Source organism: Streptomyces sp. NPDC041122 (assembly GCF_055592445.1).
The window spans coordinates 144,635-168,998 of sequence record NZ_JBVIYQ010000009.1; the positions used below are offsets into that span (position 1 = coordinate 144,635).

Sequence of the window (24,364 nt, forward strand, 5' to 3'; positions counted from 1 at the left end):
TGCCGCTCAGGGCCCACGGCCACGGATCTGTCCGCAAGGGCCCTCTCCGAACCGCTCCCGCCTCAGCGAGCGGTGTCCACATGGTGGAATGAACTATCCGCTTTTCGAGAAGCGTTCCATCATGTAACCTGCACGAAATTTCGCCAGGGCCAACGTCGTCCCTTGCTTTTTGTTCTTGCCTCGACGACGACGGGAGTGCCGATGCGTACCCACGCCTGGTCGCCCATGGACGGTCGCCCCGCCCCCCAGGGGATGTACGACCCCCGCAACGAACACGACGCCTGCGGTGTCGGGTTCGTGGCCACCCTCACCGGTGTGGCCAGCCATGAACTGGTCGAACAGGCGCTGACCGTACTGCGCAACCTCGAGCACCGCGGCGCCACCGGCTCCGAGCCGGACTCGGGTGACGGTGCGGGCATCCTGCTCCAGGTCCCCGACGCCTTCCTGCGCGAGGTGGCCGGATTCGAACTGCCGGCCGCCGGGGCCTACGCCGTCGGCATCGCCTTCCTGCCGGTCGACACCGCCGGCACCACGGACGTCGCCGTCTCGCAGATCGAGACGATCGCCTCCGAGGAGGGCCTGACGGTCCTCGGCTGGCGCGAGGTGCCCGTCGCCCCCGAGCTGCTCGGCGTCACCGCCCGCGCGACCATGCCCGTCTTCCGGCAGATCTTCGTCGCCGACGGCGACACCGAGGGCCTGGAGCTGGACCGCAAGGCCTTCCTGCTGCGCAAGCGCGCCGAGCGCGAGGCCGGGACATACTTCCCCTCGCTCTCCTCCCGCACGATCGTCTACAAGGGCATGCTGACCACCGGCCAGCTGGAGCCCTTCTTCCCCGACCTGTCCGACCGCCGCTTCGCCACGGCCGTCGCGCTCGTCCACTCGCGCTTCTCGACGAACACGTTCCCGAGCTGGCCGCTCGCGCACCCGTACCGCTTCGTCGCGCACAACGGCGAGATCAACACGGTCAAGGGCAACCGCAACTGGATGCGTGCCCGCGAGTCGCAGCTCGCCTCCGACCTCTTCGGCGCGGAGAAGCTCGACCGGGTCTTCCCGATCTGCACCCCGGACGCCTCCGACTCCGCCTCCTTCGACGAGGTCCTGGAGCTCCTGCACCTCGGCGGCCGTTCGCTGCCGCACTCCGTGCTGATGATGATCCCGGAGGCCTGGGAGAACCACGCCTCCATGGAGCCGGCCCGGCGCGCCTTCTACCAGTACCACTCCACGATGATGGAGCCCTGGGACGGCCCGGCCTGCGTCACCTTCACCGACGGCACCCAGGTCGGCGCGGTCCTCGACCGCAACGGTCTGCGGCCCGGCCGCTACTGGGTCACCGACGACGGCCTCGTCGTCCTCGGCTCCGAGGTCGGCGTCCTCGACATCGACCCCGCCAAGGTCGTCCGCAAGGGCCGCCTGCAGCCGGGCCGGATGTTCCTCGTCGACACCGCCGAGCACCGCATCGTCGAGGACGACGAGATCAAGGCCGGCCTCGCCGCCGAGAAGCCGTACCAGGAGTGGCTGGAGGCCGGCGAGATCGAGCTCTCCGACCTGCCCGAGCGCGAGCACATCGTGCACACGCACGCCTCCGTCACGCGCCGCCAGCAGACCTTCGGCTACACCGAGGAAGAGCTCCGCATCATCCTCGCGCCGATGGCCAAGACCGGCGGCGAGCCGCTCGGGTCGATGGGCACGGACACCCCGATCGCCGCCCTCTCCGAGCGCCCGCGGCTGATCTTCGACTACTTCACGCAGCTGTTCGCGCAGGTCACCAACCCGCCGCTGGACGCCATCCGCGAGGAGCTCGTCACCTCGCTGCACAGCTCGCTGGGCCCGCAGGGCAACCTCCTGGAGCCGACCGCCGCGTCCTGTCGCAGCGTCACGCTGCCCTTCCCGGTGATCGACAACGACGAGCTGGCCAAGCTCATCCACATCAACGCCGACGGCGACATGCCCGGCATGAAGGCCGCGACGCTCTCCGGCCTCTACCGGGTCGGCGACGGCGGCGCCGCGCTGGCCGCCCGCATCGACGAGATCTGCGCCGAGGCCGACGCCGCCATCGAGGCCGGCGCCCGCCTGATCGTGCTCTCCGACCGGCACTCCGACGCCGAGCACGCGCCGATCCCCTCGCTGCTGCTCACCGCGGCCGTCCACCACCACCTCATCCGCACCAAGCAGCGCACCCAGGTGGGCCTGCTGGTCGAGGCGGGCGACGTGCGCGAGGTCCACCACGTGGCCCTCCTCATCGGCTACGGCGCCGCGGCCGTCAACCCCTACCTCGCGATGGAGTCCGTCGAGGACCTCGTCCGCGCGGGCACCTTCCTGCCCGGCATCGAGGCCGAGCAGGCCATCCGCAACCTCATCCACGCCCTCGGCAAGGGCGTCCTGAAGGTCATGTCCAAGATGGGCATCTCCACCGTCGCCTCCTACCGCGGCGCCCAGGTCTTCGAGGCCGTCGGTCTCGAAGAGGCCTTCGTGGACCGGTACTTCAGCGGTACGACGACGAAGATCGGCGGCGCCGGACTCGACGTCATCGCCCAGGAGGTCGCCGCCCGGCACGCCAAGGCCTACCCGGCATCCGGCATCCCCTCCGCGCACCGCGCGCTCGACATAGGCGGCGAGTACCAGTGGCGCCGCGAGGGCGAGCCGCACCTGTTCGACCCCGACACGGTCTTCCGCCTCCAGCACTCCACGCGCAGCCGCCGCTACGACATCTTCAAGCAGTACACCGGCCGCGTGAACGAGCAGTCCGAGCGGCTCATGACGCTGCGCGGCCTCTTCGGCTTCAAGAGCGACCGCCCCTCGATCTCCGTCGACGAGGTCGAGCCCGCCTCCGAGATCGTCAAGCGGTTCTCCACCGGCGCCATGTCGTACGGCTCGATCTCCCGCGAGGCGCACGAGACCCTCGCCATCGCCATGAACCAGCTGGGCGGCAAGTCCAACACCGGTGAGGGCGGCGAGGACCCCGAGCGCCTCTACGACCCGGCGCGCCGCTCGGCCATCAAGCAGGTCGCCTCCGGCCGCTTCGGTGTGACCAGCGAGTACCTCGTCAACGCCGACGACATCCAGATCAAGATGGCGCAGGGCGCCAAGCCCGGCGAGGGCGGCCAGCTGCCCGGCCACAAGGTCTACCCGTGGGTCGCCAAGACGCGTCACTCGACGCCCGGCGTCGGCCTGATCTCGCCCCCGCCGCACCACGACATCTACTCCATCGAGGACCTCGCCCAGCTGATCCACGACCTGAAGAACGCGAACCCGCGGGCGCGGATCCACGTGAAGCTGGTCTCCGAGGTCGGTGTCGGCACGGTCGCCGCGGGTGTCTCCAAGGCCCACGCGGACGTCGTCCTCATCTCCGGCCACGACGGCGGCACCGGCGCCTCCCCGCTCACCTCGCTCAAGCACGCGGGCGGCCCCTGGGAGCTCGGCCTCGCCGAGACCCAGCAGACGCTGCTGCTCAACGGCCTGCGCGACCGCATCGTCGTGCAGACCGACGGCCAGCTGAAGACCGGCCGCGACGTCATCATCGCCGCGCTGCTCGGCGCCGAGGAGTTCGGTTTCGCGACCGCGCCGCTCGTCGTCTCCGGCTGCGTCATGATGCGCGTCTGCCACCTCGACACCTGCCCGGTCGGCATCGCCACGCAGAACCCGGCGCTGCGCGAGCGCTTCTCCGGCAAGGCCGAGTACGTGGTGAACTTCTTCGAGTTCATCGCCGAGGAGGTCCGCGAACTCCTCGCCGAGCTGGGCTTCCGCTCCATCGAGGAGGCCGTCGGCCACGCCGAGCTCCTCGACACCGAGAAGGCCGTCAGCCACTGGAAGGCGCAGGGCCTGGACCTGGAGCCGCTGTTCCACGTTCCGTCCCTGCCCGCGGGCGCCGTCCGCCACCAGGTCGCGGTCCAGGACCACGGCCTGGAGAAGGCGCTCGACAACGAGCTGATCAAGCTCGCCGGCGACGCGCTCGCCGCGTCCAGCGCCACCGACGCGCACCCGGTGCGCGCCCAGGTCGCCATCCGCAACATCAACCGCACGGTCGGCACCATGCTCGGCCACGAGGTGACGAAGAAGTTCGGCGGCGCCGGTCTGCCCGACGACACCATCGACATCACCTTCACCGGCTCGGCGGGCCAGTCCTTCGGCGCCTTCGTGCCGCGCGGCGTGACGCTGCGCCTGGAGGGCGACGCCAACGACTACGTCGGCAAGGGCCTCTCCGGCGGCCGCATCGTGGTCCGCCCGGACCGCGGCGCCGACCACCTCGCCGAGTACTCCACGATCGCGGGCAACACCATCGCCTACGGCGCGACCGGCGGCGAGCTGTTCCTGCGCGGCCGCACCGGCGAGCGCTTCTGCGTGCGCAACTCCGGTGCCACGGTGGTCTCCGAGGGCGTGGGCGACCACGGCTGCGAGTACATGACCGGCGGCCACGCGGTGGTCCTCGGCGAGACGGGCCGCAACTTCGCGGCCGGCATGTCCGGCGGCATCGCGTACGTGATCGACTTGGACCGCGACAACGTCAACGCCGGGAACCTGTCGGCCGTCGAGCCCCTGGACGACGCCGACAAGCAGTGGCTGCACGACGTCGTGCGCCGCCACCAGGAGGAGACGGGCTCCACCGTCGCCGAGAAGCTGCTCGCCGAGTGGGACACCGCCGTGGAGCGCTTCAGCAGGATCATCCCCAGCACCTACAAGGCAGTGCTCGCCGCCAAGGACGCCGCCGAGCGAGCCGGTCTCTCCGAGACCGAGATCACCGAGAAGATGATGGAGGCGGCGACCAATGGCTGATCCCAAGGGCTTTCTGAACCACGGCCGCGAGGTCGCGCAGACCCGCCCGGTCGGTGAGCGCGTCCAGGACTGGAACGAGGTCTACGTCCCCGGTTCGCTCCTCCCGATCATCTCCAAGCAGGCCTCGCGCTGCATGGACTGCGGCATCCCGTTCTGCCACAACGGCTGTCCGCTCGGGAACCTGATCCCGGAGTGGAACGACTACGCCTACCGCGAGGACTGGTCGGCCGCGCAGGAGCGCCTGCACGCCACCAACAACTTCCCGGAGTTCACCGGCCGGCTCTGCCCGGCGCCGTGCGAGTCGGCGTGCGTGCTCGGCATCAACCAGCCGCCCGTCACCATCAAGAACGTCGAGGTCTCGATCATCGACCAGGCCTGGGACCGCGGCGACGTCGCGCCCCAGGCCCCCGAGCGGCTCTCCGGCAAGACCGTCGCCGTCATCGGCTCGGGACCGGCCGGCCTCGCCGCCGCCCAGCAGCTGACCCGGGCCGGCCACACGGTCGCCGTGTACGAGCGCGCGGACCGCATCGGCGGCCTGCTGCGCTACGGCATCCCCGAGTTCAAGATGGAGAAGCGGCACATCAACCGCCGCATCGAGCAGATGCGCGCGGAGGGCACCAAGTTCCGCACCGGCGTGGAGATCGGCCGCGACATCGACGCGGCGAAGCTGCGCCGGCGCTACGACGCGGTGGTCATCGCCGCCGGCGCCACCACCGCCCGCGACCTGCCCGTCCCCGGCCGTGAGCTCAAGGGCATCTACCAGGCGATGGAGTACCTCCCGCTGGCCAACAAGGTCCAGGAGGGCGACTACGTCACCACGCCCGTCTCCGCCGAGGGCAAGCATGTCGTCGTGATCGGCGGCGGCGACACCGGCGCCGACTGCGTGGGCACCGCCCACCGTCAGGGCGCGGCCTCCGTCACCCAGCTGGAGATCATGCCGAAGCCGGGCGAGGACCGCGCGCCGCACCAGCCGTGGCCGACCTTCCCGATGCTGTACAAGGTCACCTCCGCGCACGAGGAGGGCGGCGAGCGGGTCTACGCCGTCAACACGACCCACTTCGAGGGCGACGAGGACGGCAACGTCCAGTTCCTGCACCTCGTCGAGGTCGAGTTCATCGAGGGCAAGCTCACCCCGAAGCCGGGCACCGAGCGGAAGATCCCCGCCCAGCTCGTCACCCTCGCGATGGGCTTCACCGGCACCGACCGGGAGAACGGCCTCGTGGACCAGTTCGCCCTGGAGCTCGACGAGCGCGGCAACGTCGCGCGCGACGGCGAGTTCCAGACGAACGTCCCCGGTGTCTTCGTCGCCGGCGACGCCGGCCGCGGCCAGTCGCTCATCGTCTGGGCGATCGCCGAGGGCCGCTCCGCGGCGCGCGGCGTGGACAACTTCCTCACCGGTGCGAGTGACCTTCCCGCGCCGATCCGCCCCACGGACCGCTCCCTGACGGTCTGACCCGTACGGTTCCGGCCGTACGACCCCTCATACGTCCCGTACAACGGCGTACGGAACTGAGCGACGCCCGCCTCGTCCCCGACCGGACCTGGGCGGGCGTCGTGTTGTCCGCGGCGGCCCCCGCCCGGCCCGCCCGACCACCCCGTCGACCGGCCCTCTCCGGCGCGCCCCGTGCAACGGATGCGTTGCATGGGGCGCAATGCTATGAGCGTATGTTGCGTCACCCGCAACCCTCATTACGGTTCGGCCGCTTATACCAATGGGTCTAGACCGCCTCGGCCAGGTGTGACCACAATCGCTCCCACCAATCGGAACCTGGAGGGGGCCGGCATGAATCGACGTGTCATCGCCGCTGGTTGTATCGCCATGAGTCTCGGACTGACCGCCACGGCGTGCGGTGGGGATGACGGCGACGAGGGCGGCAAGGCCACCGACGGCAAGGGCAAGACCCTCACCGTATGGATCATGGAGGGGACCAACCCCGACGCGCGCCCGTTCTTCAAGGAGGCCGGGAAGGCCTTCGAGAAGAAGACCGGCGCCAAGATCCACGTCGAGTACCAGCAGTGGGCCACCGCCCAGAAGAAGTTCACCACCGCCATCGAGGGCGGCGCGGACCAGGTGCCCGACGTGGCCGAGGTCGGCACCACCTGGGTGCCGCAGTTCGCCGAGACCGACGCGCTCGTCGACGTCACCGACAAGGTCAAGGACGCGGGCCTCGGCAACGACCTGGTCGAGGGCCTCAAGGACGCGGGCACGCTCGACGGCAAGCAGTACGGCATGCCCTGGTACGCGGGCGTCCGCTCGATCGTCTACCGCAAGGACATCTTCGAGAAGCACGACCTCAAGCCCCCGACCACCTGGAAGGAGCTCGAGGCGACCGCCAAGACGCTGAAGGAGAAGGAGCCGAAGATGGTCTCCTTCCCGGTGGCGGGCGGCGCGGAGATGTTCGCGACCCCCTTCATCTGGGGTGCGGGCGGTGAGCTCGCCACCGAGTCCGGCGGCAAGTGGAAGTCGGGCGTCAACTCGCCCGAGGCCATCAAGGGCATCGAGTACTACACGGGCCTCGCCACCAAGGACAAGGTCTCCCCGGCCAAGGTCAACACCTGGACGGAGAAGGAGGTCGGCGACGCCTGGAACAAGGGCGAGATCGCCATGGCCATCGGCGGCAACTGGACCCCGAAGGCGATCGTCGACAACAACCCCGACCTCAAGGGCAAGCTCGGCGCCGTGCCGATCCCGGGCGAGAACGGCGGCATGAGCAAGTCCTTCCTCGGCGGCTCCTACCTGTCCACCTTCGACACGGACAAGAAGGACCTCGCCTGGGAGTTCGTGAAGATGCTGACCACCGGCGAGTTCGCCGCCAAGTGGGCCGAGCAGACCAACTACTTCCCCGGTCAGAACTCCGAGCTGAAGAAGATCGAGGCGAAGAAGGACCCGCTGGTCGAGCCGTTCGCCAAGCAGATGCTGGAGGCCGGCGCGACGGTCCCCAAGACCAAGTCGTACGGCGAGATCCAGGCCTCGAAGGTCATCCCCGGCATGATCCAGTCGATCCTCACCGGCAAGTCGTCCGTGAAGGAAGCGGCGGACAAGGCGGCCAAGGACATGGACGCCATCTTCGCCAAGGACGAGTAGAAAAAGGCGAGTTCCGCAACTTGAAGGACTTACCGTGAAAGACACGCTCGTCAGCGGGGAGCCGAAGATCCCGGCTCCCCGCGGCCCCCGGCAGCCCGACGTCGCGGCCGAGGCGGCCCGTCGCCGCAAGAAGCTCGTCACCCTCACCCGCCCCTGGCTGCTCCTCGCCCCCGCCCTGGTGGTCCTGGTGGGCCTGCTGCTCTGGCCGCTGATCCAGGTCGGCAAGCTCTCCCTGCAGGACTACAAGGTCAAGTTCGGCGGCGGCGTCGGCACGTACACCGGCTTCGACCACTACGGCGATCTGCTCTCCAGCGGCCTGCTGTGGAAGACGGTCCTGCCCAACACCGTCTTCTTCGCCGTCGCCTGCGTCGGCCTCACCGTCGCGCTCGGCACCCTGGTGGCCCTGCTGCTCAACCGCCTCGGCCCGACCTGGCGGATGATCTGCTCCATCGCGATCCTGGCCGCGTGGGCCATGCCGGCGGTCACCGGCACCTACGTCTGGATCTGGCTCTTCCAGCCGCAGGACGGCATGGCCAGCCAGATCGCGGGATCGATCGGCCTGATCGACCCCGAGACCACCAACTGGTTCACCGAACGCGGCCCGTTCTACGCCATCGCCACGCTCAACGTCGTCCACCACGGCTTCCCCTTCGTCGCCATCACCGTCCTCGCGGGACTCATGACGATCCCCAAGGAGCTGTACGAGGCGGGGGAGTTGGACGGCGCCAATGCCTGGCAGCGGTTCTGGAACATCACCGTGCCGACGATCAAGCCGGTCTTCCTCGTGGTGACCATCCTCTCCACCATCTGGGACTTCAAGGTCTTCACCCAGGTGTATCTGCAACCCGGCGGCGACGGCTCCAACGAGGACGTCTACAACCTCGGCGTCTTCTCCTACATCCAGGCCTTCGCCAAGAACGACTACGGCACGGGCGCGGCGGCCGCGGTCCTGCTGACCGTGCTGCTCCTGATCATCACCGTCGTCTACATCCGTACGCTGTTCCGGCAGGGGGAGGAGGACCTGTGACCCGCCGCACCACGCTCGCCTCACGCATCGGACTGCCGGCCGCGGTCGCCGGGCTCCTGCTCTTCACGCTCTTCCCCGTCTACTGGATGATCTCCACGGCGCTCGACCCGAAGGCCGCACTGCGCGGCTCGGATCTGCTGCCGAGCGGTCTCAGCCTGGAACACTTCGCATTCGTCTTCGACAAGGGCAACTTCGGCACGTACCTGCTGAACTCGGCGCTCGTCGGCCTGGCCACGATCGTCGCGGCGGCGCTGCTCTCGCTCTTCGCGGCCATCGCGGTGGCGCGGTTCAAGTTCCGCTTCCGCACCTCCGTGCTGATCATGATCCTGATCGTGCAGATGGTGCCGCTGGAGGCCCTGGTCATCCCGCTCTTCATCCAGATGCGGGACTACGACCTGCTCAACTCGCTGCTGGGTCTGAGCATCGTCTACATCGCGCTCTCGCTGCCCTTCGCGATCTGGACGCTGCGCGGCTTCGTCGCGACCGTCCCCAAGGAGGTCGAGGAGGCCGCCTACATCGACGGGGCGTCCTGGCCGCGGATGTTCTGGTCCGTCCTGCTGCCGCTGGTCGCGCCGGGGCTCGTGGCGACCTCGATCTTCGCCTTCATCACGGCGTGGAACGAGTTCGTCTTCGCGTACACCTTCATGAAGGGCAGCGACAAGTACACCGCCGCCGTGGGCATCTACCAGTTCTTCGGTGAGAACTCGACGGCCTGGGGTCCGGTCATGGCCAGCTCCACGCTGGTCACCGTGCCGGTGATGATCTTCTTCGTGATCGTGCACCGGAAGCTCGGCTCGGGCCTCGCGGCGGGCGCCGTCAAGGGCTGAGGGCCGCCCTGTGGGTGTGCGGGGTCACGGCACCTTGTACGTCTCCCCGTACACCTTCCAGGTCAGCGGTGTGTTCAGGGCCAGATTGCCGTCGTCGAGGAACGTCCGCTGCGCCGTGTCCACGCGCGAGGTGTCGTGGTGGGCCGGCTCCCGCTTCATCGCCGCGCGGCGGACGTCCAGGAACGCGTCGAGGTACGCCTTCTCCCCGCCGCCCCTGGACGGCGGGTCCGCCCGCTTCACGGCCGCCTCGCGCAGGCCGTGGAAGGAGCGGGGCCCGGTGCCGGGGCCGTGCATGACCATCGCGTCGTAGTAGATGAACTGGCCGAGCGTGCCGAGGCCGTCGCGCTCGGCCCTGCGCACCGCCGGGTCGAAGTAGCCGCGGTCGCGCGCCCGGTCCTGCGCCGCGCGGAACGCGGGCTTCGCCGCCTCCGCCTTCCAGGCCTTCGTGAAGCCGGGGTCCAGGCCCTGGTGCGAGTCGCTGCCGTCCACCTCGCGCAGGGCGGGCAGATAGCGCGCGAGGCCGTTGTCCGGGTGGGCCTCGGTGTACCGCTCGACGAGGGTCAGCAGGTCGTGCGTGCCGGTGCAGAAGCCGATGAGGCCCGCGGTGTAGCCGCGGCCGTCGTCGATGTCCTCGACGTAGCCGTACTGGCCGCGCCAGTCCAGCGTCGCGTTCTCCGCGCTCGACACCAGCTGCTGCGCGAGCTCCTTCTTCGCGGGCGCGGCGAGTCCGGCATCCCGCCCGCCCTTCGTGGCGTCACCCGGGTCCGGGGCGCCGCCCGCGAGGCAGGCGGCCGTGGCCGCGAGCGGGACCACGGCGAGCAGCAGGCGACCGGCGCGTTTCATCCGGCCAAGGTTACGTGGGCATGACCTGCGGGGCGTCTTGCGGCTCCCGTCCGGTGGCGCCCCCCCGCTATTGACTAAAAGTCAATTCAGCGCCAGTCTCTGGTCCCGGACCCGGCCGTGCGGCCGGTCGAGGGAGGCGACGTGGACACCGAGACAGCGGAGCGACGCGAGCGACTCGCCGCGGAGCTCCGCGACCAACCACCGGAATCCTTCGGGCAGTTGACGCCCGATCAGCTCACCACGCTGACCGAGGCCCTGGAGCGGCAGCGCGAGAGCCGCGCCGCGGGACTGAACACAGCCGCCGAGGAGGCACTGAGGCTCGTGCCCGCACTGGCACGCGGCCCCGTCCGCCGGATTCTCTTCCGATAGCAGAGTGGAGCGAGGAGTCAGCATGGACAAGCTGCGCGGCAGGGCCGAGACCCTCAAGATCGCCCACCTGCTCGACGTCGAACCGGACACGCTCGCCTTCCTGCGGGGCCTGCCCGTCGAGGACGTACGCCGCTTCCGCGGTCAGTGCGTCACGGCGCTCTTCGACCGGGCGCCCGACATGCTCGACCGGATCGCGGCCGCCACCAGGCTCGTACCGGCCGGGGTCGCGGCCGCCATCTCGCAGAAGGCACTCGGCCCGCGCCTGGCCGCCGCCGTCGCGGGGCGGCTGGAACCCGCCCGCGCCGCCGACATCATCGAGAAACTGCCGGTGTCCTTCACCGCCGAGTCCTGCGGCCACCTCGACCCGCGCCGCATCAAGGGCATCGTCGACCGCCTCGACGAGGACCTGGTCGTCCGCATCGCCGTGACCCTCGCCGAACGCGGCGACCACCTCACGATGGGCCGCTTCGTCGGCCAACTGCCCGACGCCGCGCTGCGCCGCATCCTGCCCTCCGTCGACGACGCCGCCGTCCTGAGGACGGGCTTCGCCATCGACCAGCCCGAGCGGCTCGGCCACATCATCGAGCTGATGGGTCCCGACCGGCTCGCCGCGGTCATCGGCTCGGCGGCCGCGGACGGCCTGTGGCCCGAGGCGCTGGCCGTCGCCGGCATGGTGACGGGGGAGCAGCGCCGCCGCATCGCCTCGCTCGCCGCCGGACAGCCGCAGCACCGGCTCGACTCCCTGGTCGCCACGGTCGCGGAGCAGGACCTGTGGGAGTCCCTGCTGCCCCTGGTCGCGCTGCTCGGCGAGGAGGAGCGCCGCTCGGTGGCCGAACTGCCCTCGCTGCGGGACGCGGACGTGCTCGCCGGGGTCGTGCGCGCGGTGGTGGTCACCGGGCTGTGGGCGGAGTTCCTGCCGCTGGTCGAGGTGCTGCCGACGGAGTCCGGCACGGTCGTCGCCGCGACGGCGGGGGCGCTGCCGGAGGCCGACCTGGACGCGCTCGCCCTGGAGGTCGACAAGCAGGACCTGTGGGAACTGGTCATGCCGCTGGTCGAGTTGATGGACGACGACGCGAAGACGCGGATCTTCGCGCTGCCGGCGTTCCAGGAGCAGGCCGGGCCGGAACCGGGGTAGCGCCGCGCCGGGTAGCCCGTCCGGCGTACGCAGGATCGATGCGGCAACCCCCGCACGGGTGACGCCGCGCATGGCAGGACCGTCGGCCGGGGAGTGCCCTGCCGGACCCGTCGACTCCCGGACGGGTCCGGCCACCCCACCCGCCGGGCCGTCGCCTGCCCGGCGCAGGACGGAGAAGGACCCCATGCGTCTGCGCCACACCCTCGCCGCCGCCCTCGGCGCGCTCACCCTCGTCGTCGCCCTGCCCGCCTCCGCGAGCGCCGCGACCGGCGATTTCTCGTACAAGTTCGCGGGCCCCGACGGTTCGCCGTGGCGGGCCACCCTCCACGACCCGTCGAGCCCCGGCTGCGTCACCCTCCCCGAGGTCGCCGACCCGGACGCCTCCGAGCCCGCCTTCGCCCCGCACAACGACACCGACACCTGGGTCATGGTCTTCACCGAGCCGGACTGCACCGGCGACTCCTGGACCCTGCGCCCGCACGGCCGCCCCGCCACCGACCGTCTCAAGCTCCGCTCGGTGTACTTCACCGACCGCCACTGACGCCCACGGCCCGCGGGCCGGTCACCCGTCGTCGATCCGCCGTCCACGGTGAACTCCGCCCCCGTGACGTAGGACGAGGCGTCCGACGCCAGGAACAGCACCAGTTCGCCGACCTCCTCCGGGCGGCCCATCCTGCCGAGCGGCAGGTGCGACCAGTCCCGTCCGGCGGAGGCCGCGGAGATCATCGGGGTGTCGATCGCCCCCGGATGCACGGAGTTGACCCGCACCCGGTGGTGCGCCAGATCGAGCGCGGCGGAGCGGGTCAGGCCGCGCAGCCCGAACTTCGTCGAGCCGTACGCCGCGTGGCCCGGGATGCCGACGAGGCCCGCCGTGGACGAGACGTTCACGACCGAGCCGCCGCCCGCCTCCTTGAACGCGGGCAGCACCGCCTGGATGCCCAGGAACGGCCCCAGCAGATTGACCCGGACCAGCGCCTCGAAGTTCTCGTACGTCTCGTCCTCCACGGACGCCGTACGCCACAGCGCGGCATTGTTGACCAGCGCGTCCAGCCGCCCGAAGGCGTCGAGGGCGCCCGCCACGGCCGAGGCCCAGCCCGCCGCGTCCGTCACGTCGTGACGGACGAACAGCCCCTGGTCCCCGAGGGACCGGGCGACCGCGCGGCCCTCCTCCTCGCGGACATCGGTGACCACGACCCGCGCCCCGGCCGCGGCGAAGAGCCGCGCCTCCGCCGCGCCCTGGCCGCGGCCGGCGCCGGTGATCAGGACGGTCCTGCCGTCCAGGCCGTAGGAGATCTCGCGGGAGCCCATGGCATGCCTCCAGTACGCGTCGGCGGCCCGCCCACCGCCCGGTGACGGGGCGGCATATGTCTAGCAGTCATATGGAGAGGTGAGAAGGGAGAGGGCGGAGGGGACAGCGGGGAGGGGCCGCGTACGCTCGCCGCTGACGGGCCGCCGGCGTGGCGGACCGCCCGACGAACGGAACGGAGCCGCGCATGGGGCCCGCGATCAGCCTGCGCAAGGTGGAGGACTCGGCGCCCGCACTGGTCGACCTCTACAAGAGCGCCGGGATCTCCCTGCGCAAACACGGTCTTGAAGGGGCGCGGGCGGCGGTCTACCTCGTCGTCGACTACTCCGGTTCCATGCGGGAGTACTACAAGGACGGCAGCGTGCAGGCCCTCGCCGACCGGGTGCTCGGGCTCTCCGCGCACCTGGACGACGACGGGATCGTGCCCACCGTCTTCTTCTCCACGGACGTCGACGCGGTGACGGACATCGCGCTGGACGACCACCGCGGCCGGATCGACGCGATCGTGGCCGGGCTGGGGCACATGGGCAAGACGAGCTACCACCTGGCGATGGACGCGGTCATCGACCACTACATGGACAGCGGATCCCGTGCCCCCGCCCTCGTCGTCTTCCAGACCGACGGCGGCCCCGTCAACAAGCTCGCCGCGGAGCGCTACCTGTGCAAGGCGGCCAGGCTGCCGCTCTTCTGGCAGTTCATCGGGTTCGGCGACCCGAAGAGCAAGCAGTTCGACTACCTCCGCAGGCTCGACGAACTCGCCGTCCCGGCCAAGCGTCCGGTCGACAACGCGGGCTTCTTCCACGCCGGGCACGACCCCTTGGCGCTACCGGACGACCAGCTCTACGACCGGCTCGTGGGGGAGTTCCCGGCGTGGCTCGCGGCGGCGCGGGCGGGCGGGATCGTGGCGTGAGGGGCGCTAGCCGACCATGCGGTGGCGGAGCTTCAGGACGGTGCCCGCGTCGAGGCCGAGCCCCTTGGACAGATAGTCCGTGAAGCCGCCGTAGCGCCGCGTCGCCTCGTCGAGGGCCGTGTTCAGGTAGTCGGTGCGGACCTCCTGCAGCGGGATGAGCAGGTCCGGGTTCTGCATCAGCCCGCCCTGCTTGAGCGCCGCCCGCAGCTGCGCGTCGTACGCGGCCCGGTAGGTGTTGGAGGCCAGGTAGTCGTCGACGGCGGTCCGGTCCGGCACGCCGACGAGCCGCAGCAGCAGATACGTCGTCCAGCCGGTGCGGTCCTTGCCCGACGTGCAGTGGTAGAGCAGCGGCGTGCGGCTGTCGGCGACGGAGCGCAGGGTGGCCGCGAACTGCGCGCGGTTGGCGGAGTCGGTGACGAAGGTGCGGTAGACCTCCCGCATGAACGCGGCCGCCTTGCCGTTGCCCAGCATCTCTTCCTGCTTGACCGGATCCTTGGAGCCGATGGCGGTGAGGAGCTGGGCGAACAGGCCGTTGTCCGTGACCGGCCGGGAGACCGCCGCGACCCCGGCGGGAAGCCGGTCCGCCCCGTCGTACTGCACCTCGGCGGGCACCCGGAAGTCGACGACCGTCTTCACCCCGAGCCCGGCGACCGTGCCGAGATCGGCGTCGGTGAGCTTGTTGAGGGCGTCGGCACGGAAGATCCGCCCGTACGCGACCCGCTCCCCGTCGTACGTCCGGTAGCCGCCCACGTCGCGTACGTTGACCGCGCCCTGGAGCGGAATGTGGTGGACGGTCCCGGCGGCGCGCGGTGCGACCGGGGTGGCCGCCCCGGTGGCCGTGACGGCTCGGGCGGGCGCGGCTTCGGCGGGCCCGGCCCAGAGGGGCAGGGTGCCCAGGACGAGCGCGGAGACCATGAGCCCGGTCGCGGTACGGGGACGGCCAGGGGTATGGGAGCGAGTACGGGCGGGATGGGGCGTGGTGCAGGTACGAGAGATGCGCATCGGTCCGCCTTCCCATCGGCAGGGGTGCTCGGCAGGTGTGCCTGGTGCCTGGTGGTGGTCGCTTCGATGGCGGTGCGGTGCCTGATGGTCGCTCTTCGGCCCAACCAAGCGATTGTTTGGTAGAAGGTAGCGAGGTGCCCGTGCGCGAGGAAGGGCCGCGCGCAAGAAACTGACGAAAAGTCAATTATGTAGAGCCGCGGGAGCCCGCCCCGGCGGGCGGCGGCCGCGGCGGGGCAGGCCGGGAGGCGGTGCCGACGGGGCGGGGGAACAAGGAGGCCCGGGGGCGTGTTAAAGTTATGTGTTGCAGTTTTGGTACCCATGAACTTTATGTGCGCCTGACGGGAATGCTCCGAGGGCGCATTATTGTTTTTCCGGTTCTCTCCGGTATGTGGGGGTCATTGCAGCGCTGGAGATTCGCAATTCGGTGTTTCTCCATTCACTGCCCCTGTTGAGGAGATTGACATGGCAACCGGCACCGTTAAGTGGTTCAACTCGGAAAAGGGCTTCGGCTTCATCGAGCAGGACGGCGGCGGCCCCGACGTCTTCGCCCACTACTCGAACATCGCGTCCTCCGGCTTCCGTGAGCTCCTGGAGGGCCAGAAGGTCTCCTTCGAGGTCACCCAGGGCCAGAAGGGCCTGCAGGCCGAGAACATCGTTCCTGCCTGATCGCCGCAGCGCGCGAACCTCACAGCCGAGGCCCGCACCGGAAGGTGCGGGCCTCGGCTTGCGCTGTCATCGGGCCCGACCGGGCCCAGAGCCGCTCCGGCTCAGAGGTCCGGAAGTCCAGCGACCAGGAAGGCATCACTGAATGAACCGCCCCGAACGTCCGGCGCGCCCCGCCCGCAAGCGCCCCGCCACCGCAGGTGGAAAGGGCAGGCCCAGCGGCCAGGCAAAGGGTTCCGCGTCTTCTTCGCATTCCGCGAAGAAGGCCGGCGGCCGCAAGCCGAGGCCGGTCCAGGGCGGCGAGTTCGCACTGCCCGAGACCAGCACGCCCGCACTGCCGGCCGTCGAGGCCTTCGGTGACCTGGACATGCCCGAGGCCCTCCTGAAGACGCTGGCCGCCCAGGGCGTGACCGAGCCCTTCCCGATCCAGGCAGCCACCCTCCCCAACTCCCTCGCCGGGCGCGACATCCTCGGCCGCGGCCGCACCGGCTCCGGCAAGACCCTCGCCTTCGGCCTCGCCCTCCTGGCCCGTACGGCCGGACAGCGCGCCGAGCCGAAGTCGCCGCTCGCCATGGTCCTGGTCCCCACGCGCGAGCTCGCCCAGCAGGTGACGGACGCGCTCACCCCGTACGCGACCTCCGTGAACCTCCGTCTCGCCACGGTCGTCGGCGGCCTGTCGATCACCAAGCAGGCGGGCACGCTGCGCCGTGGCGCCGAAGTCCTGGTCGCGACCCCCGGCCGTCTGAAGGACCTCATCGAGCGCGGCGACTGCGACCTCTCGCGGGTGCGTGTCACCGTCCTCGACGAGGCCGACCAGATGGCCGACATGGGCTTCATGCCGCAGGTCACGGCGCTGCTCAAGCAGGTCGAGCAGGGCGGCCAGACCATGCTGTTCTCGGCGACGCTCGACAAGAACATCGACCGCCTGGTCCGGATGTTCCTGACCGACCCCGTCGTCCACTCCGTCGACCCCTCCGCGGGCGCGGTCACGACGATGGAGCACCACGTCCTCTACGTCGCCGACGAGACGGACAAGAAGGCCGTGGCCATGCGGATCGCCGCCCGCGAGGGCCGCGTGATCATGTTCCTGGACACCAAGCGGGCGGTGGACCGCTTCACCAAGCGGCTGCTCGCCAACGGTGTACGCGCCTCCGGCCTGCACGGCGGCCGCTCGCAGCCGCAGCGCAACCGCACGCTGGACCAGTTCAAGACCGGCCAGGTCACCGCGTTGATCGCGACGAACGTCGCGGCGCGCGGCATCCACGTCGACGACCTCGACCTGGTCGTCAACGTCGACCCGCCGACCGACCACAAGGACTACCTGCACCGCGGCGGCCGCACCGCCCGCGCCGGCGAGTCCGGCAGCGTGGTCACCCTCGTGCTCCCCGACGAGAAGCGCGACATGACGCGGCTGATGTCCGACGCGGAGATCCGCCCGAACACGGCGCGCGTCTCCTCCTCGGACGAGGAGCTGACGCGGATCACCGGCGCACGGGAGCCCTCGGGCGTCCCCGTGGTCATCGAGGTGCCGCAGCCGCAGCAGCAGCCCGCCGCACGGGGCGGCGCGCAGCGGCGCCGCCGCCCGCGCGGCGGCGGAGGCGCCACGACCGCGGCGGGCCAGGGCCAGCGCAAGGTCCCCCGCCAGGGCCAGGGCCAGGGCGGCCAGACCAGGACCGGCTCCGCCCCCGGCGGCAACGGCGGCGGCCGTCGCCGAGGCCGCCCCGGCGGCGACCCCCAGGGCGGCCGACGCTCAGCGGCGTGACCCCACCACACCCGACGGCGTGAGCCACGCGAGCCCCCACGGCCCCGCACCCGCGTACGACAGCGGGAACGCCGCAGCCGGCACGCGAACCCCCACAACCCCGCACCCGCAAACGCGCGGGAGGGGACGTGGGGGTATGTGCGCACGGAGCACCGAGCCCGCAATAGCAACATTGTCCGCGAGGCAGCACCGCAGGGATGGCGAGTACGCACATACCCCCGCGGCCCCGCACCCACAAACAGGCAGTAGGCGCAGACCCCAGCTCCCACGCCCCCGCGCCTCAGGACGCGTCCCGGGCACCGAGACGGCGAGAATGTCGGCACCGACCGCCCCGCACCGCACCCCGCACGACCCGGTTTTGAAGGAGCCCGCCCGATGACACCGGAGCGCGAACCCGTCGACCTGCCCCTGCTCGACGACGACCGCACCGCACTCCGCGCCGACTGCGCCAACTGCTTCGGGCTGTGCTGCGTGGCCCTCACCTTCTCCAGGTCCGCGGACTTCCCGGTGAACAAGGACGCGGGCACGCCCTGCACCAACCTCCAGACGGACTTCCGCTGCGGCATCCACCGCGACCTGCGGGACCAGGGTTACCGGGGCTGCACGGTGTACGACTGCTTCGGAGCGGGCCAGCACGTCTCGCAGGTCACCTTCGAGGGCCGCGACTGGCGCCAGGACCCGGCCACCGCGCGGCAGATGTTCGAGGCGCTCCCGATCATGCGGCAGCTCCACGAACTGCTCTGGTACGTGACCGACGCGCTCGCCCGCCCGCAGACCCGCCCGATCGCCACCGACCTGAAGCGTGCCCTCGCCGCGACGGAGCGACTGACCCGGGGCACCCCCGAGGCCGTCGTCGAGACCGACGTGGCGACCCACCGCGACGAGGTCAACCAACTCCTCCTGCGCGCCGGCGAACTCGTCCGGGCCGAGCACCTGAGTCAGGGCAAGCCCAGCCAAGGCAAGACCAAGGGCAACCGCAGCCGCAACAGCAACCGCAACAGCAAGGGCGCGAAGAAGAACCGCCGAGGCGCCGACCTCATCGGCGCCCGCCTGACCGGCGCCGACCTCAAGGGCGCGGACCTGCGCGGCGCCTACCTCATCGGCGCCGACCTGCGCGACGCGGACCTGCGGGGAGCCGACCTGATCGGCGTGGACTTCCGCGACGCGGACCTGCGCGGCGCCGACCTCACCGACGCGCTCTTCCTCACCCAGTCGCAGGTGAACGCGGCCAGGGGCGACGACCGCACCAAGCTGTCCGACACCCTCGACCGCCCCGCCCACTGGTCGGCCGGCTGACCCCGACACTGGTCGGCCGGCTGCCCTCGACGCCCGCTAGGTGTCGCACTCCAGCACCGTCCGGCACAGCGCGCACCGCACCCGCATCCGCCCCCGCGCCGGTACCCGGATCCGCTGGTGGCAGGTGGGACAGGGAAAGGTCACCTTGAGAACCCCCGCCTCAAGCGAGAACGAGTAACCCTCACCCCCGAGACGGCCCGCACCGCCACCCTCAAGGCGGCCCCCACCCCCACCCTCCCGCGCGGCCCGCCGGTCCCTCGCGTACCGCCGCCGCCCCGCCCACCCCGCCGCCGTCAGCGGCGGCTGCCGCTCGTCGAGGCGGGCCCGGGCGAGCCCCTCGGTGTACGCCGTGTACGCCTGCGCGCTGGTGAACCAGGTCTCCGGGGCCTCGCCGAAGGCCGCCGCCCGCTTGGCCAGGACGTAGCCGAACTCCTCCGGGGTGAGGTAGCCGAGCTTCTGGGAGGACGCGCCGTCCTCGCGGTAGGCGTCGAGCAGCAGCCACCCCGCCCCGAGATAGGTCGTGGCCGTGTCGGTCAGGATCTCGTTGTCGCGCGTGCCGGGGAACGACAGGTCGAGCCGGTGCAGACAGACGTGCATGACCTCGTGGGCGAGGGCCGCCCCGATGTCCCTGCGGTGGGTGCGGAAGCGGTCGTTGAGCTCGATGAAGTACTCGGGCCCCGCGGCGAGTTCGACGTACGCGGCGTGCTCCATGGCGCGGAATCCGACGATCATCCGGGCGTCGGGCAGGCGCAGGTGCCGGACCATCTCGCGGGCGACCCGCTGCACGCCGAGGTACAGGTCGTCCTCGTCGGCGAAGGCCACGTCGACGGGGGCGACGCTGGTGTCGTAGGTGTGGACGGTGTCGTAGGAGAGGCGTTTGTAGAGCGCGGTGACGGCGGCGCGCACCGTCGCCAGGTGGGGGAAGCCGTGCACGACTGGACCGCCGCCGACCGCCACGTCCGTACCTCCTGACGCCACCCACCGGGTCCCTCGACTCGCCCCCACTGTACGGGCGGTGGCCGCGGGGGAGAGGGCCTTTGTGTGCGGGACGCCGAGCGCCGGCGGGCGGCATCACGACACGCGGTGGCCGGAAACCGCCCCTTGTCCTGAGCGGACACCGATCTCCATAATCCGCAACAACGCTTTGGCGGGCTCATGCCATCCACGCGCATTCCACGCGGAGGGACTGGGCCCGCCGCGCGTGCATCCCCCCACGAACCCCCCACGAAGGGAAGTCAGTTGAAGAGCAAGCCGCGTGGAGTGAAGAGAGCCGCCACCCTCGGTGCGATCGCCCTCGCCACCGTCAGCCTTCAGCCCGTTGCCGCCTCGGCGGCAGCCCACCCGGGCCCCCGGCCGGGTGAGCGCGTGGTCGGCGGCACCCCCGCCGAGCAGGGCGAATTCCCGTTCATGGTCCGTCTGTCGATGGGCTGTGGCGGCGCGCTGTTCGCCAAGGACGTCGTGCTGACCGCCGCCCACTGCGTCGACGGCTCCGGCGACGACACGAGCATCACCGCCACCGGCGGCGTCGTGGACCTGGAGAGCCCCGACGCGGTCAGCGTGAAGTCCACCAAGGTCCTTCAGGCGCCCGGCTACAACGGCAAGGGCAAGGACTGGGCGCTCATCAAGCTCGCCGAGCCGATCGACCAGCCCACGCTGACGATAGCCAAGGACACCAAGTACAACGAGGGCGACTTCACCATCGCGGGCTGGGGCGCCGACAAGGAGGGCGGCGACCAGCAGCGCTACCTCCTGAAGGCGACCGTCCCGTTCGTCAGCGACGCCGACTGCCAGGCCGCGTACGGCGACGACCTCACGCCCGGCGAGGAGCTCTGCGCCGGCAAGCTCGCCGAGGGCGGCACGGACACCTGCCAGGGCGACTCCGGCGGACCGATGTTCCGCAAGGACGAGGCCGGCGAGTACGTGCAGGTCGGCATCGTCAGCTGGGGCAACGGCTGCGCGCGGCCGAAGTTCCCCGGTGTCTACACCGAGGTCTCGACCTTCGCGGCGGACATAGAGAAGGCGGCCTCGGAGCTCTGACCGGTTCCGTACGACCGCCCGCCTGAACGACCCCGGCGCGGGGCGCCCGCATCCCGCGGCGCCCCGCGTCGTCGCGTCGGTCCAGAGCCCAGCAGGCGCCTGGCGCCGTCGCGTTAGTCCAACACCTGTCCCTCCTTTGTCCATGGGCGCACCGGCACCGGCCGCCGCATCGTGAGCGGCACGAATTCCGACTCGTGCCACGTCCGTCCCATGGAGGGGTGCCCCATGCTGCCGTCAGACACGTCCGGACCGAGCCGCAGAACGGTGGTCGCGACGGGCGCGATCGCCGGAATGGGCGTCGCCGTCGGAGCGGGCGGCAGCGCCTTCGCCGCCCCCGCGGGAGGCGGGCCCCGGGCGGGCGAGGCGGTGCTGCGCTCGGCCGACCTGGACGTGCGCGTCGCCACCGCCTTCCCGAGCGTCGTCTCGTACACCGACCGCGCGAGCGGCGCCGTGCTGCACGGCCGGGCGGCGGGCGCCGTCAGCACGGTCCTGATCGACGAGGTCGAGCACACCCCGAAGGTCACCGCGAAGGCCTCCGGCCGCCGGATCGCGTACGTGCTCTCCTTCGACGGCGGCACCCGGATCGACGTCGAGATCGCCGTCGCGGGCAGCCAGGTCCACTGGCGCGTCACGAGGATCGCGGACACCGCCGCGCTGCGCGTCGGCACCCTGCGCGTCCCCGGTCTCGCCCTGCTCTCGGTGCGCGACGACCAGCCCGGCGCCGCCCTCCTCGCCGCCAAGGTGCAGCTGGACAAGGCCAAGAGCGGCGACACCCTCGTACGCCCCGCCGCCGGCACCCCCGCGGAGAAGCCCGCCGGCTGCGCCTATGCCGTCGTGGCGCACGACCGGCTCGGCGGCGCGATCGAGACGAACACCGTCTACGACAAGCCCACCTCGGAGGCCGGCACCACCTGGGAGAACGGCCGGCTGTGGCGCGAGACGGTGAAGGACGGCGACCACGTCGAGGCCCGCCTGACCCCCGGGCAGTGGACGCACCGGGCGGCGACCGCGCCCGTCGGAGCCACCGAACCCCTCCCGTACGCCACCGTGGTGATCACCGGTGACCGCAACGGCGACGGCGTCGTCGACTGGCAGGACGCCGCCATCGCCTTCCGCGACATCATGGTGACCCCGCTCGGCGCCGACGAGCAGCACCTGCGGGTCGTCCCGCACATCCCGTTCAACTTCGCCTCGCAGGCCACCAACCCCTTCCTCGCCACGCTCGACGACGTCAAGCGGATCCACCTGGCGACCGACGGCCTGCGCCAGTACACGCTCCTCAAGGGCTACCAGTCGGAAGGCCACGACTCCGCCCACCCGGACTACGCGGACAACTACAACACCCGCGCGGGCGGCCTGGAGGACCTCAACACCCTGGTCCACGAGGGCAAGAAGTGGAACAGCGACTTCAGCGTGCACGTCAACGCCACCGAGTCCTACCCGGTGGCCCACGCCTTCTCCGAGAAGCTCGTCGACAAGAGCGACGAGCAGTGGGACTGGCTCGACCAGAGCTACCGCATCGACCAGCGCCGCGACCTGGTCTCCGGCGACATCATCAAGCGCTTCGCCGATCTGCGCGCCCAGACGGACAAGGGCCTGAACACCCTCTACATCGACGTGTTCCGCGAGTCGGGATGGACCTCCGACCGCCTCCAGCGCGCCTTCCGCGACCAGGGCTGGACCATCACGTCGGAGTGGGGCCACGGCTTCGAGCGGTCCTCGCTCTGGTCGCACTGGGCCACCGAGACCGACTACGGCGGCGACACCTCGCGCGGCATCAACTCCCGGCTGATCCGCTTCGTCCGCCACCACCAGAAGGACGTCTTCGCCGACAAGTGGCCCACCCTCCTCGGCGTCGCCCGCATGGGCAACTTCGAGGGCTGGGTCGGCAAGACCGACTGGCACGCCTTCTACGACCTGATCTGGACCCACTCGCTGCCCGCCAAGTACCTCCAGGCGAACCCCGTCAAGAGCTGGGGCGAGCACGAGATCGCCTTCTTCGGGGACGGGGCGACCACGGTCTCCGACGCCTCCGGCAAGCGGCGCATCACCACCGACGGCCACGTCGTCTACGACGACGGCCGCTATCTGCTCCCGTGGGAGCCCCGCAAGCCGCACGATCCCGCCAAGCTGTACCACTACAACCCGGCCGGCGGCACCAGCAGCTGGCAGCTCCCGCGCGGATGGGCGCGCCGCCCCCGGGTGGCGCTGTACCGCCTCACCGACCAGGGCCGCGTCTTCGCGTCGTACGTCCCCGTGGCGGGCGGAAAGGTCACTCTCCAGGCCGACCCCGGGCAGCCCTACGTCCTCTACCCCGAGCGCGCCGCCGCCCTGCCCGACCCGAAGTGGGGCCAGGGCACCCCGCTGCACGACCCCGGCTTCCACTCCGGATCCCTGAAGGGCTGGCAGGTCAGCGGCCCCGCCACGGTGAAGCTGAGCACCCTCGGCGACCACGAACTGGTCATCGGCGCGGGCGGCGCCGCCGCGGTCGGGCAGCGGCTCGCCCGCCTGAGGGCCGGCACGTACGTCGCCTCCGTACAGGTCGAGGTCGGCGAGCAGCCGGGGGAGCGGCGCAGGGCCTCCCTGGAGGTGCGCACCGCCGACGGCGTCACCGCCGCCAACTTCACCGAGACCTCGACCGCCGGCAACTACGTCGCCGCCGACCGCAAGCACGGCACCCGCTTCCAGCGCATGTTCACGTACTTCACCGTCCCCGAGGGCGGCGGCACGGCCCGGCTGACGCTGCGCGCCGAGGCGGGCCAGGCGCGCGTGCGCTTCGACAACGTACGGATCGCCGCCACCGCGCGCCCGGTGAAGCGCCCCCGCACCACCCTCGTGCACGAGGACTTCGAGCACGTCCCGCAGGGCTGGGGCCCCTTCGTGAAGGGCGACGCGGGCGATGTCACCGACCCGCGCACCCACATCGCCCAGCGCCACGCCCCCTTCACCCAGCGCGGCTGGAACGGCAAGGCGATCGACGACGTCGTCGACGGCACCAACTCCCTGAAGTCACGCGGCGAGAACACCGGCCTGGTGTACCGCACCGTCCCGCACACCGTCCGCTTCACCCCCGGCAAGCGCTACCGCGTCTCCTTCCGGTACGAGAACGAGAAGGCGGGCCAGTACGCGTGGCTCACCGCCACCGACGAGCCGGCCCCCCGCGAGCTCGACCGCAGGGAACTGCCGGTGGCGACCGAACCGACTCTCCTCGACTACGAGTTCACCGCCCCCGAGCGGGGCGAGGCCTGGGTGGGCCTGCGCAAGACCGGTGACGACGGCACGGCGGAGTTCGTGCTCGACGCGTTCGAGGTCACGGAGGTCTGAGAGGCCGC

Annotated in this window: 17 protein-coding genes and 1 pseudogene; 14 read left to right on the top strand and 4 right to left on the bottom strand. The window is 71.1% G+C overall.

All coding sequences use genetic code 11. The features are described 5' to 3' along the window. The first annotated feature begins 252 nt into the window (after window positions 1–252). From gltB to ACZ6B8_RS29705, 5 genes are all read left to right on the top strand, one after another. Window positions 253–4,770: a glutamate synthase large subunit gene (gltB, locus tag ACZ6B8_RS29685; protein WP_471609364.1), complete on the top strand. Its 4,518-nt coding sequence runs from the start codon at window positions 253–255 to the stop codon at window positions 4,768–4,770. Further along, window positions 4,763–6,223, top strand: a complete 1,461-nt coding sequence (locus tag ACZ6B8_RS29690) for a glutamate synthase subunit beta (RefSeq protein WP_471075595.1) — start codon at window positions 4,763–4,765, stop codon at window positions 6,221–6,223. The genes gltB and ACZ6B8_RS29690 overlap by 8 nt, the downstream gene beginning before the upstream one ends. A gap of 366 nt (window positions 6,224–6,589) precedes the next feature. After that, window positions 6,590–7,855, top strand: coding sequence for a sugar ABC transporter substrate-binding protein (locus ACZ6B8_RS29695; protein ID WP_471609223.1), 1,266 nt, complete (start codon window positions 6,590–6,592; stop codon window positions 7,853–7,855). A 67-nt stretch (window positions 7,856–7,922) separates the two neighbouring features. After that, window positions 7,923–8,882, top strand: coding sequence for a carbohydrate ABC transporter permease (locus ACZ6B8_RS29700; RefSeq protein ID WP_471076492.1), 960 nt, complete (start codon window positions 7,923–7,925; stop codon window positions 8,880–8,882). After that, the gene (locus tag ACZ6B8_RS29705) at window positions 8,879–9,709 is read left to right on the top strand and encodes a carbohydrate ABC transporter permease (RefSeq protein ID WP_471075601.1); all 831 of its coding nucleotides are present in this window, start codon (window positions 8,879–8,881) and stop codon (window positions 9,707–9,709) included. The genes ACZ6B8_RS29700 and ACZ6B8_RS29705 overlap by 4 nt, the downstream gene beginning before the upstream one ends. Window positions 9,710–9,733: 24 nt before the next feature. Here the strand turns inward: ACZ6B8_RS29705 and ACZ6B8_RS29710 are convergent, their stop codons facing one another. Next, on the bottom strand, window positions 9,734–10,552 hold the full coding sequence (locus ACZ6B8_RS29710) for a chitosanase (protein ID WP_471075604.1): 819 nt from the start codon (window positions 10,550–10,552) through the stop codon (window positions 9,734–9,736). Window positions 10,553–10,693: 141 nt separating this feature from the next. Between ACZ6B8_RS29710 and ACZ6B8_RS29715 the strand changes: the two genes are divergently transcribed. From ACZ6B8_RS29715 to ACZ6B8_RS29725, 3 genes are all read left to right on the top strand, one after another. Beyond that, a complete protein-coding gene (locus tag ACZ6B8_RS29715; RefSeq protein ID WP_471609224.1) occupies window positions 10,694–10,921 on the top strand; it encodes a hypothetical protein in 228 nt (75 codons plus the stop codon). A 22-nt stretch (window positions 10,922–10,943) separates the two neighbouring features. Next, window positions 10,944–12,056 (top strand): hypothetical protein, encoded by a 1,113-nt coding sequence (locus ACZ6B8_RS29720; RefSeq protein WP_471609225.1) that lies wholly within the window; start codon window positions 10,944–10,946, stop codon window positions 12,054–12,056. 184 nt (window positions 12,057–12,240) lie between these two features. Beyond that, the gene (locus ACZ6B8_RS29725) at window positions 12,241–12,597 is read left to right on the top strand and encodes a hypothetical protein (protein WP_471609226.1); all 357 of its coding nucleotides are present in this window, start codon (window positions 12,241–12,243) and stop codon (window positions 12,595–12,597) included. Window positions 12,598–12,620: 23 nt separating this feature from the next. Here ACZ6B8_RS29725 and ACZ6B8_RS29730 read toward each other — a convergent pair. Beyond that, window positions 12,621–13,364: pseudogene (locus ACZ6B8_RS29730) on the bottom strand (SDR family NAD(P)-dependent oxidoreductase); the annotation flags it as partial. A gap of 185 nt (window positions 13,365–13,549) precedes the next feature. Between ACZ6B8_RS29730 and ACZ6B8_RS29735 the strand changes: the two are divergent. After that, entirely contained in the window at window positions 13,550–14,272 is a 723-nt protein-coding gene (locus tag ACZ6B8_RS29735) for a VWA domain-containing protein (RefSeq protein ID WP_471075619.1), read from the top strand. A gap of 6 nt (window positions 14,273–14,278) precedes the next feature. On the opposite strand, the gene ACZ6B8_RS29740 is transcribed toward ACZ6B8_RS29735, so the two are convergent. Further along, window positions 14,279–15,187 carry a tyrosine-protein phosphatase gene (locus tag ACZ6B8_RS29740; RefSeq protein WP_471075622.1) on the bottom strand — a complete coding sequence of 303 codons (909 nt, stop codon included), beginning with the start codon at window positions 15,185–15,187 and terminating at the stop codon, window positions 14,279–14,281. 549 nt (window positions 15,188–15,736) lie between these two features. On the opposite strand from ACZ6B8_RS29740, the gene ACZ6B8_RS29745 reads away from it, so the two are divergent. The 3 genes from ACZ6B8_RS29745 (at window position 15,737) to ACZ6B8_RS29755 (ending at window position 18,995) form a co-directional block, all read left to right on the top strand. Next, window positions 15,737–15,940, top strand: coding sequence for a cold-shock protein (locus ACZ6B8_RS29745; protein WP_030362889.1), 204 nt, complete (start codon window positions 15,737–15,739; stop codon window positions 15,938–15,940). Between the two features lie 142 nt (window positions 15,941–16,082). Further along, the gene (locus ACZ6B8_RS29750; RefSeq protein ID WP_471609227.1) at window positions 16,083–17,699 is read left to right on the top strand and encodes a DEAD/DEAH box helicase; all 1,617 of its coding nucleotides are present in this window, start codon (window positions 16,083–16,085) and stop codon (window positions 17,697–17,699) included. A 375-nt stretch (window positions 17,700–18,074) separates the two neighbouring features. Then, window positions 18,075–18,995, top strand: coding sequence for a pentapeptide repeat-containing protein (locus tag ACZ6B8_RS29755; protein ID WP_471609228.1), 921 nt, complete (start codon window positions 18,075–18,077; stop codon window positions 18,993–18,995). 36 nt (window positions 18,996–19,031) lie between these two features. Here ACZ6B8_RS29755 and ACZ6B8_RS29760 read toward each other — a convergent pair whose 3' ends face one another. Continuing rightward, window positions 19,032–19,973 (bottom strand): hypothetical protein, encoded by a 942-nt coding sequence (locus ACZ6B8_RS29760; RefSeq protein ID WP_471609229.1) that lies wholly within the window; start codon window positions 19,971–19,973, stop codon window positions 19,032–19,034. A 261-nt stretch (window positions 19,974–20,234) separates the two neighbouring features. On the opposite strand from ACZ6B8_RS29760, the gene ACZ6B8_RS29765 reads away from it, so the two are divergent. Both ACZ6B8_RS29765 and ACZ6B8_RS29770 read left to right on the top strand, forming a co-directional pair. Beyond that, window positions 20,235–21,032 (top strand): S1 family peptidase, encoded by a 798-nt coding sequence (locus ACZ6B8_RS29765; RefSeq protein ID WP_471609230.1) that lies wholly within the window; start codon window positions 20,235–20,237, stop codon window positions 21,030–21,032. Between the two features lie 225 nt (window positions 21,033–21,257). Beyond that, window positions 21,258–24,356, top strand: a complete 3,099-nt coding sequence (locus tag ACZ6B8_RS29770; RefSeq protein WP_471609231.1) for an endo-alpha-N-acetylgalactosaminidase family protein — start codon at window positions 21,258–21,260, stop codon at window positions 24,354–24,356. Window positions 24,357–24,364: the final 8 nt, after the last annotated feature.

Bases quoted from the DNA above. Each gene is read 5' to 3' on its own strand.
- ACZ6B8_RS29740 (WP_471075622.1), bottom strand. From the start codon at position 15,187: ATGGTCTCCGCGCTCGTCCTGGGCACCCTGCCCCTCTGGGCCGGGCCC.
- ACZ6B8_RS29695 (WP_471609223.1), top strand. From the start codon at position 6,590: ATGAGTCTCGGACTGACCGCCACGGCGTGCGGTGGGGATGACGGCGAC.
- ACZ6B8_RS29725 (WP_471609226.1), top strand. From the start codon at position 12,241: ATGCGTCTGCGCCACACCCTCGCCGCCGCCCTCGGCGCGCTCACCCTC.
- ACZ6B8_RS29735 (WP_471075619.1), top strand. From the start codon at position 13,550: ATGGGGCCCGCGATCAGCCTGCGCAAGGTGGAGGACTCGGCGCCCGCA.
- ACZ6B8_RS29770 (WP_471609231.1), top strand. From the start codon at position 21,258: ATGCTGCCGTCAGACACGTCCGGACCGAGCCGCAGAACGGTGGTCGCG.
- ACZ6B8_RS29720 (WP_471609225.1), top strand. From the start codon at position 10,944: ATGGACAAGCTGCGCGGCAGGGCCGAGACCCTCAAGATCGCCCACCTG.
- gltB (WP_471609364.1), top strand. From the start codon at position 253: ATGTACGACCCCCGCAACGAACACGACGCCTGCGGTGTCGGGTTCGTG.
- ACZ6B8_RS29690 (WP_471075595.1), top strand. From the start codon at position 4,763: ATGGCTGATCCCAAGGGCTTTCTGAACCACGGCCGCGAGGTCGCGCAG.
- ACZ6B8_RS29750 (WP_471609227.1), top strand. From the start codon at position 16,083: ATGAACCGCCCCGAACGTCCGGCGCGCCCCGCCCGCAAGCGCCCCGCC.
- ACZ6B8_RS29710 (WP_471075604.1), bottom strand. From the start codon at position 10,552: ATGAAACGCGCCGGTCGCCTGCTGCTCGCCGTGGTCCCGCTCGCGGCC.
- ACZ6B8_RS29745 (WP_030362889.1), top strand. From the start codon at position 15,737: ATGGCAACCGGCACCGTTAAGTGGTTCAACTCGGAAAAGGGCTTCGGC.
- ACZ6B8_RS29755 (WP_471609228.1), top strand. From the start codon at position 18,075: ATGACACCGGAGCGCGAACCCGTCGACCTGCCCCTGCTCGACGACGAC.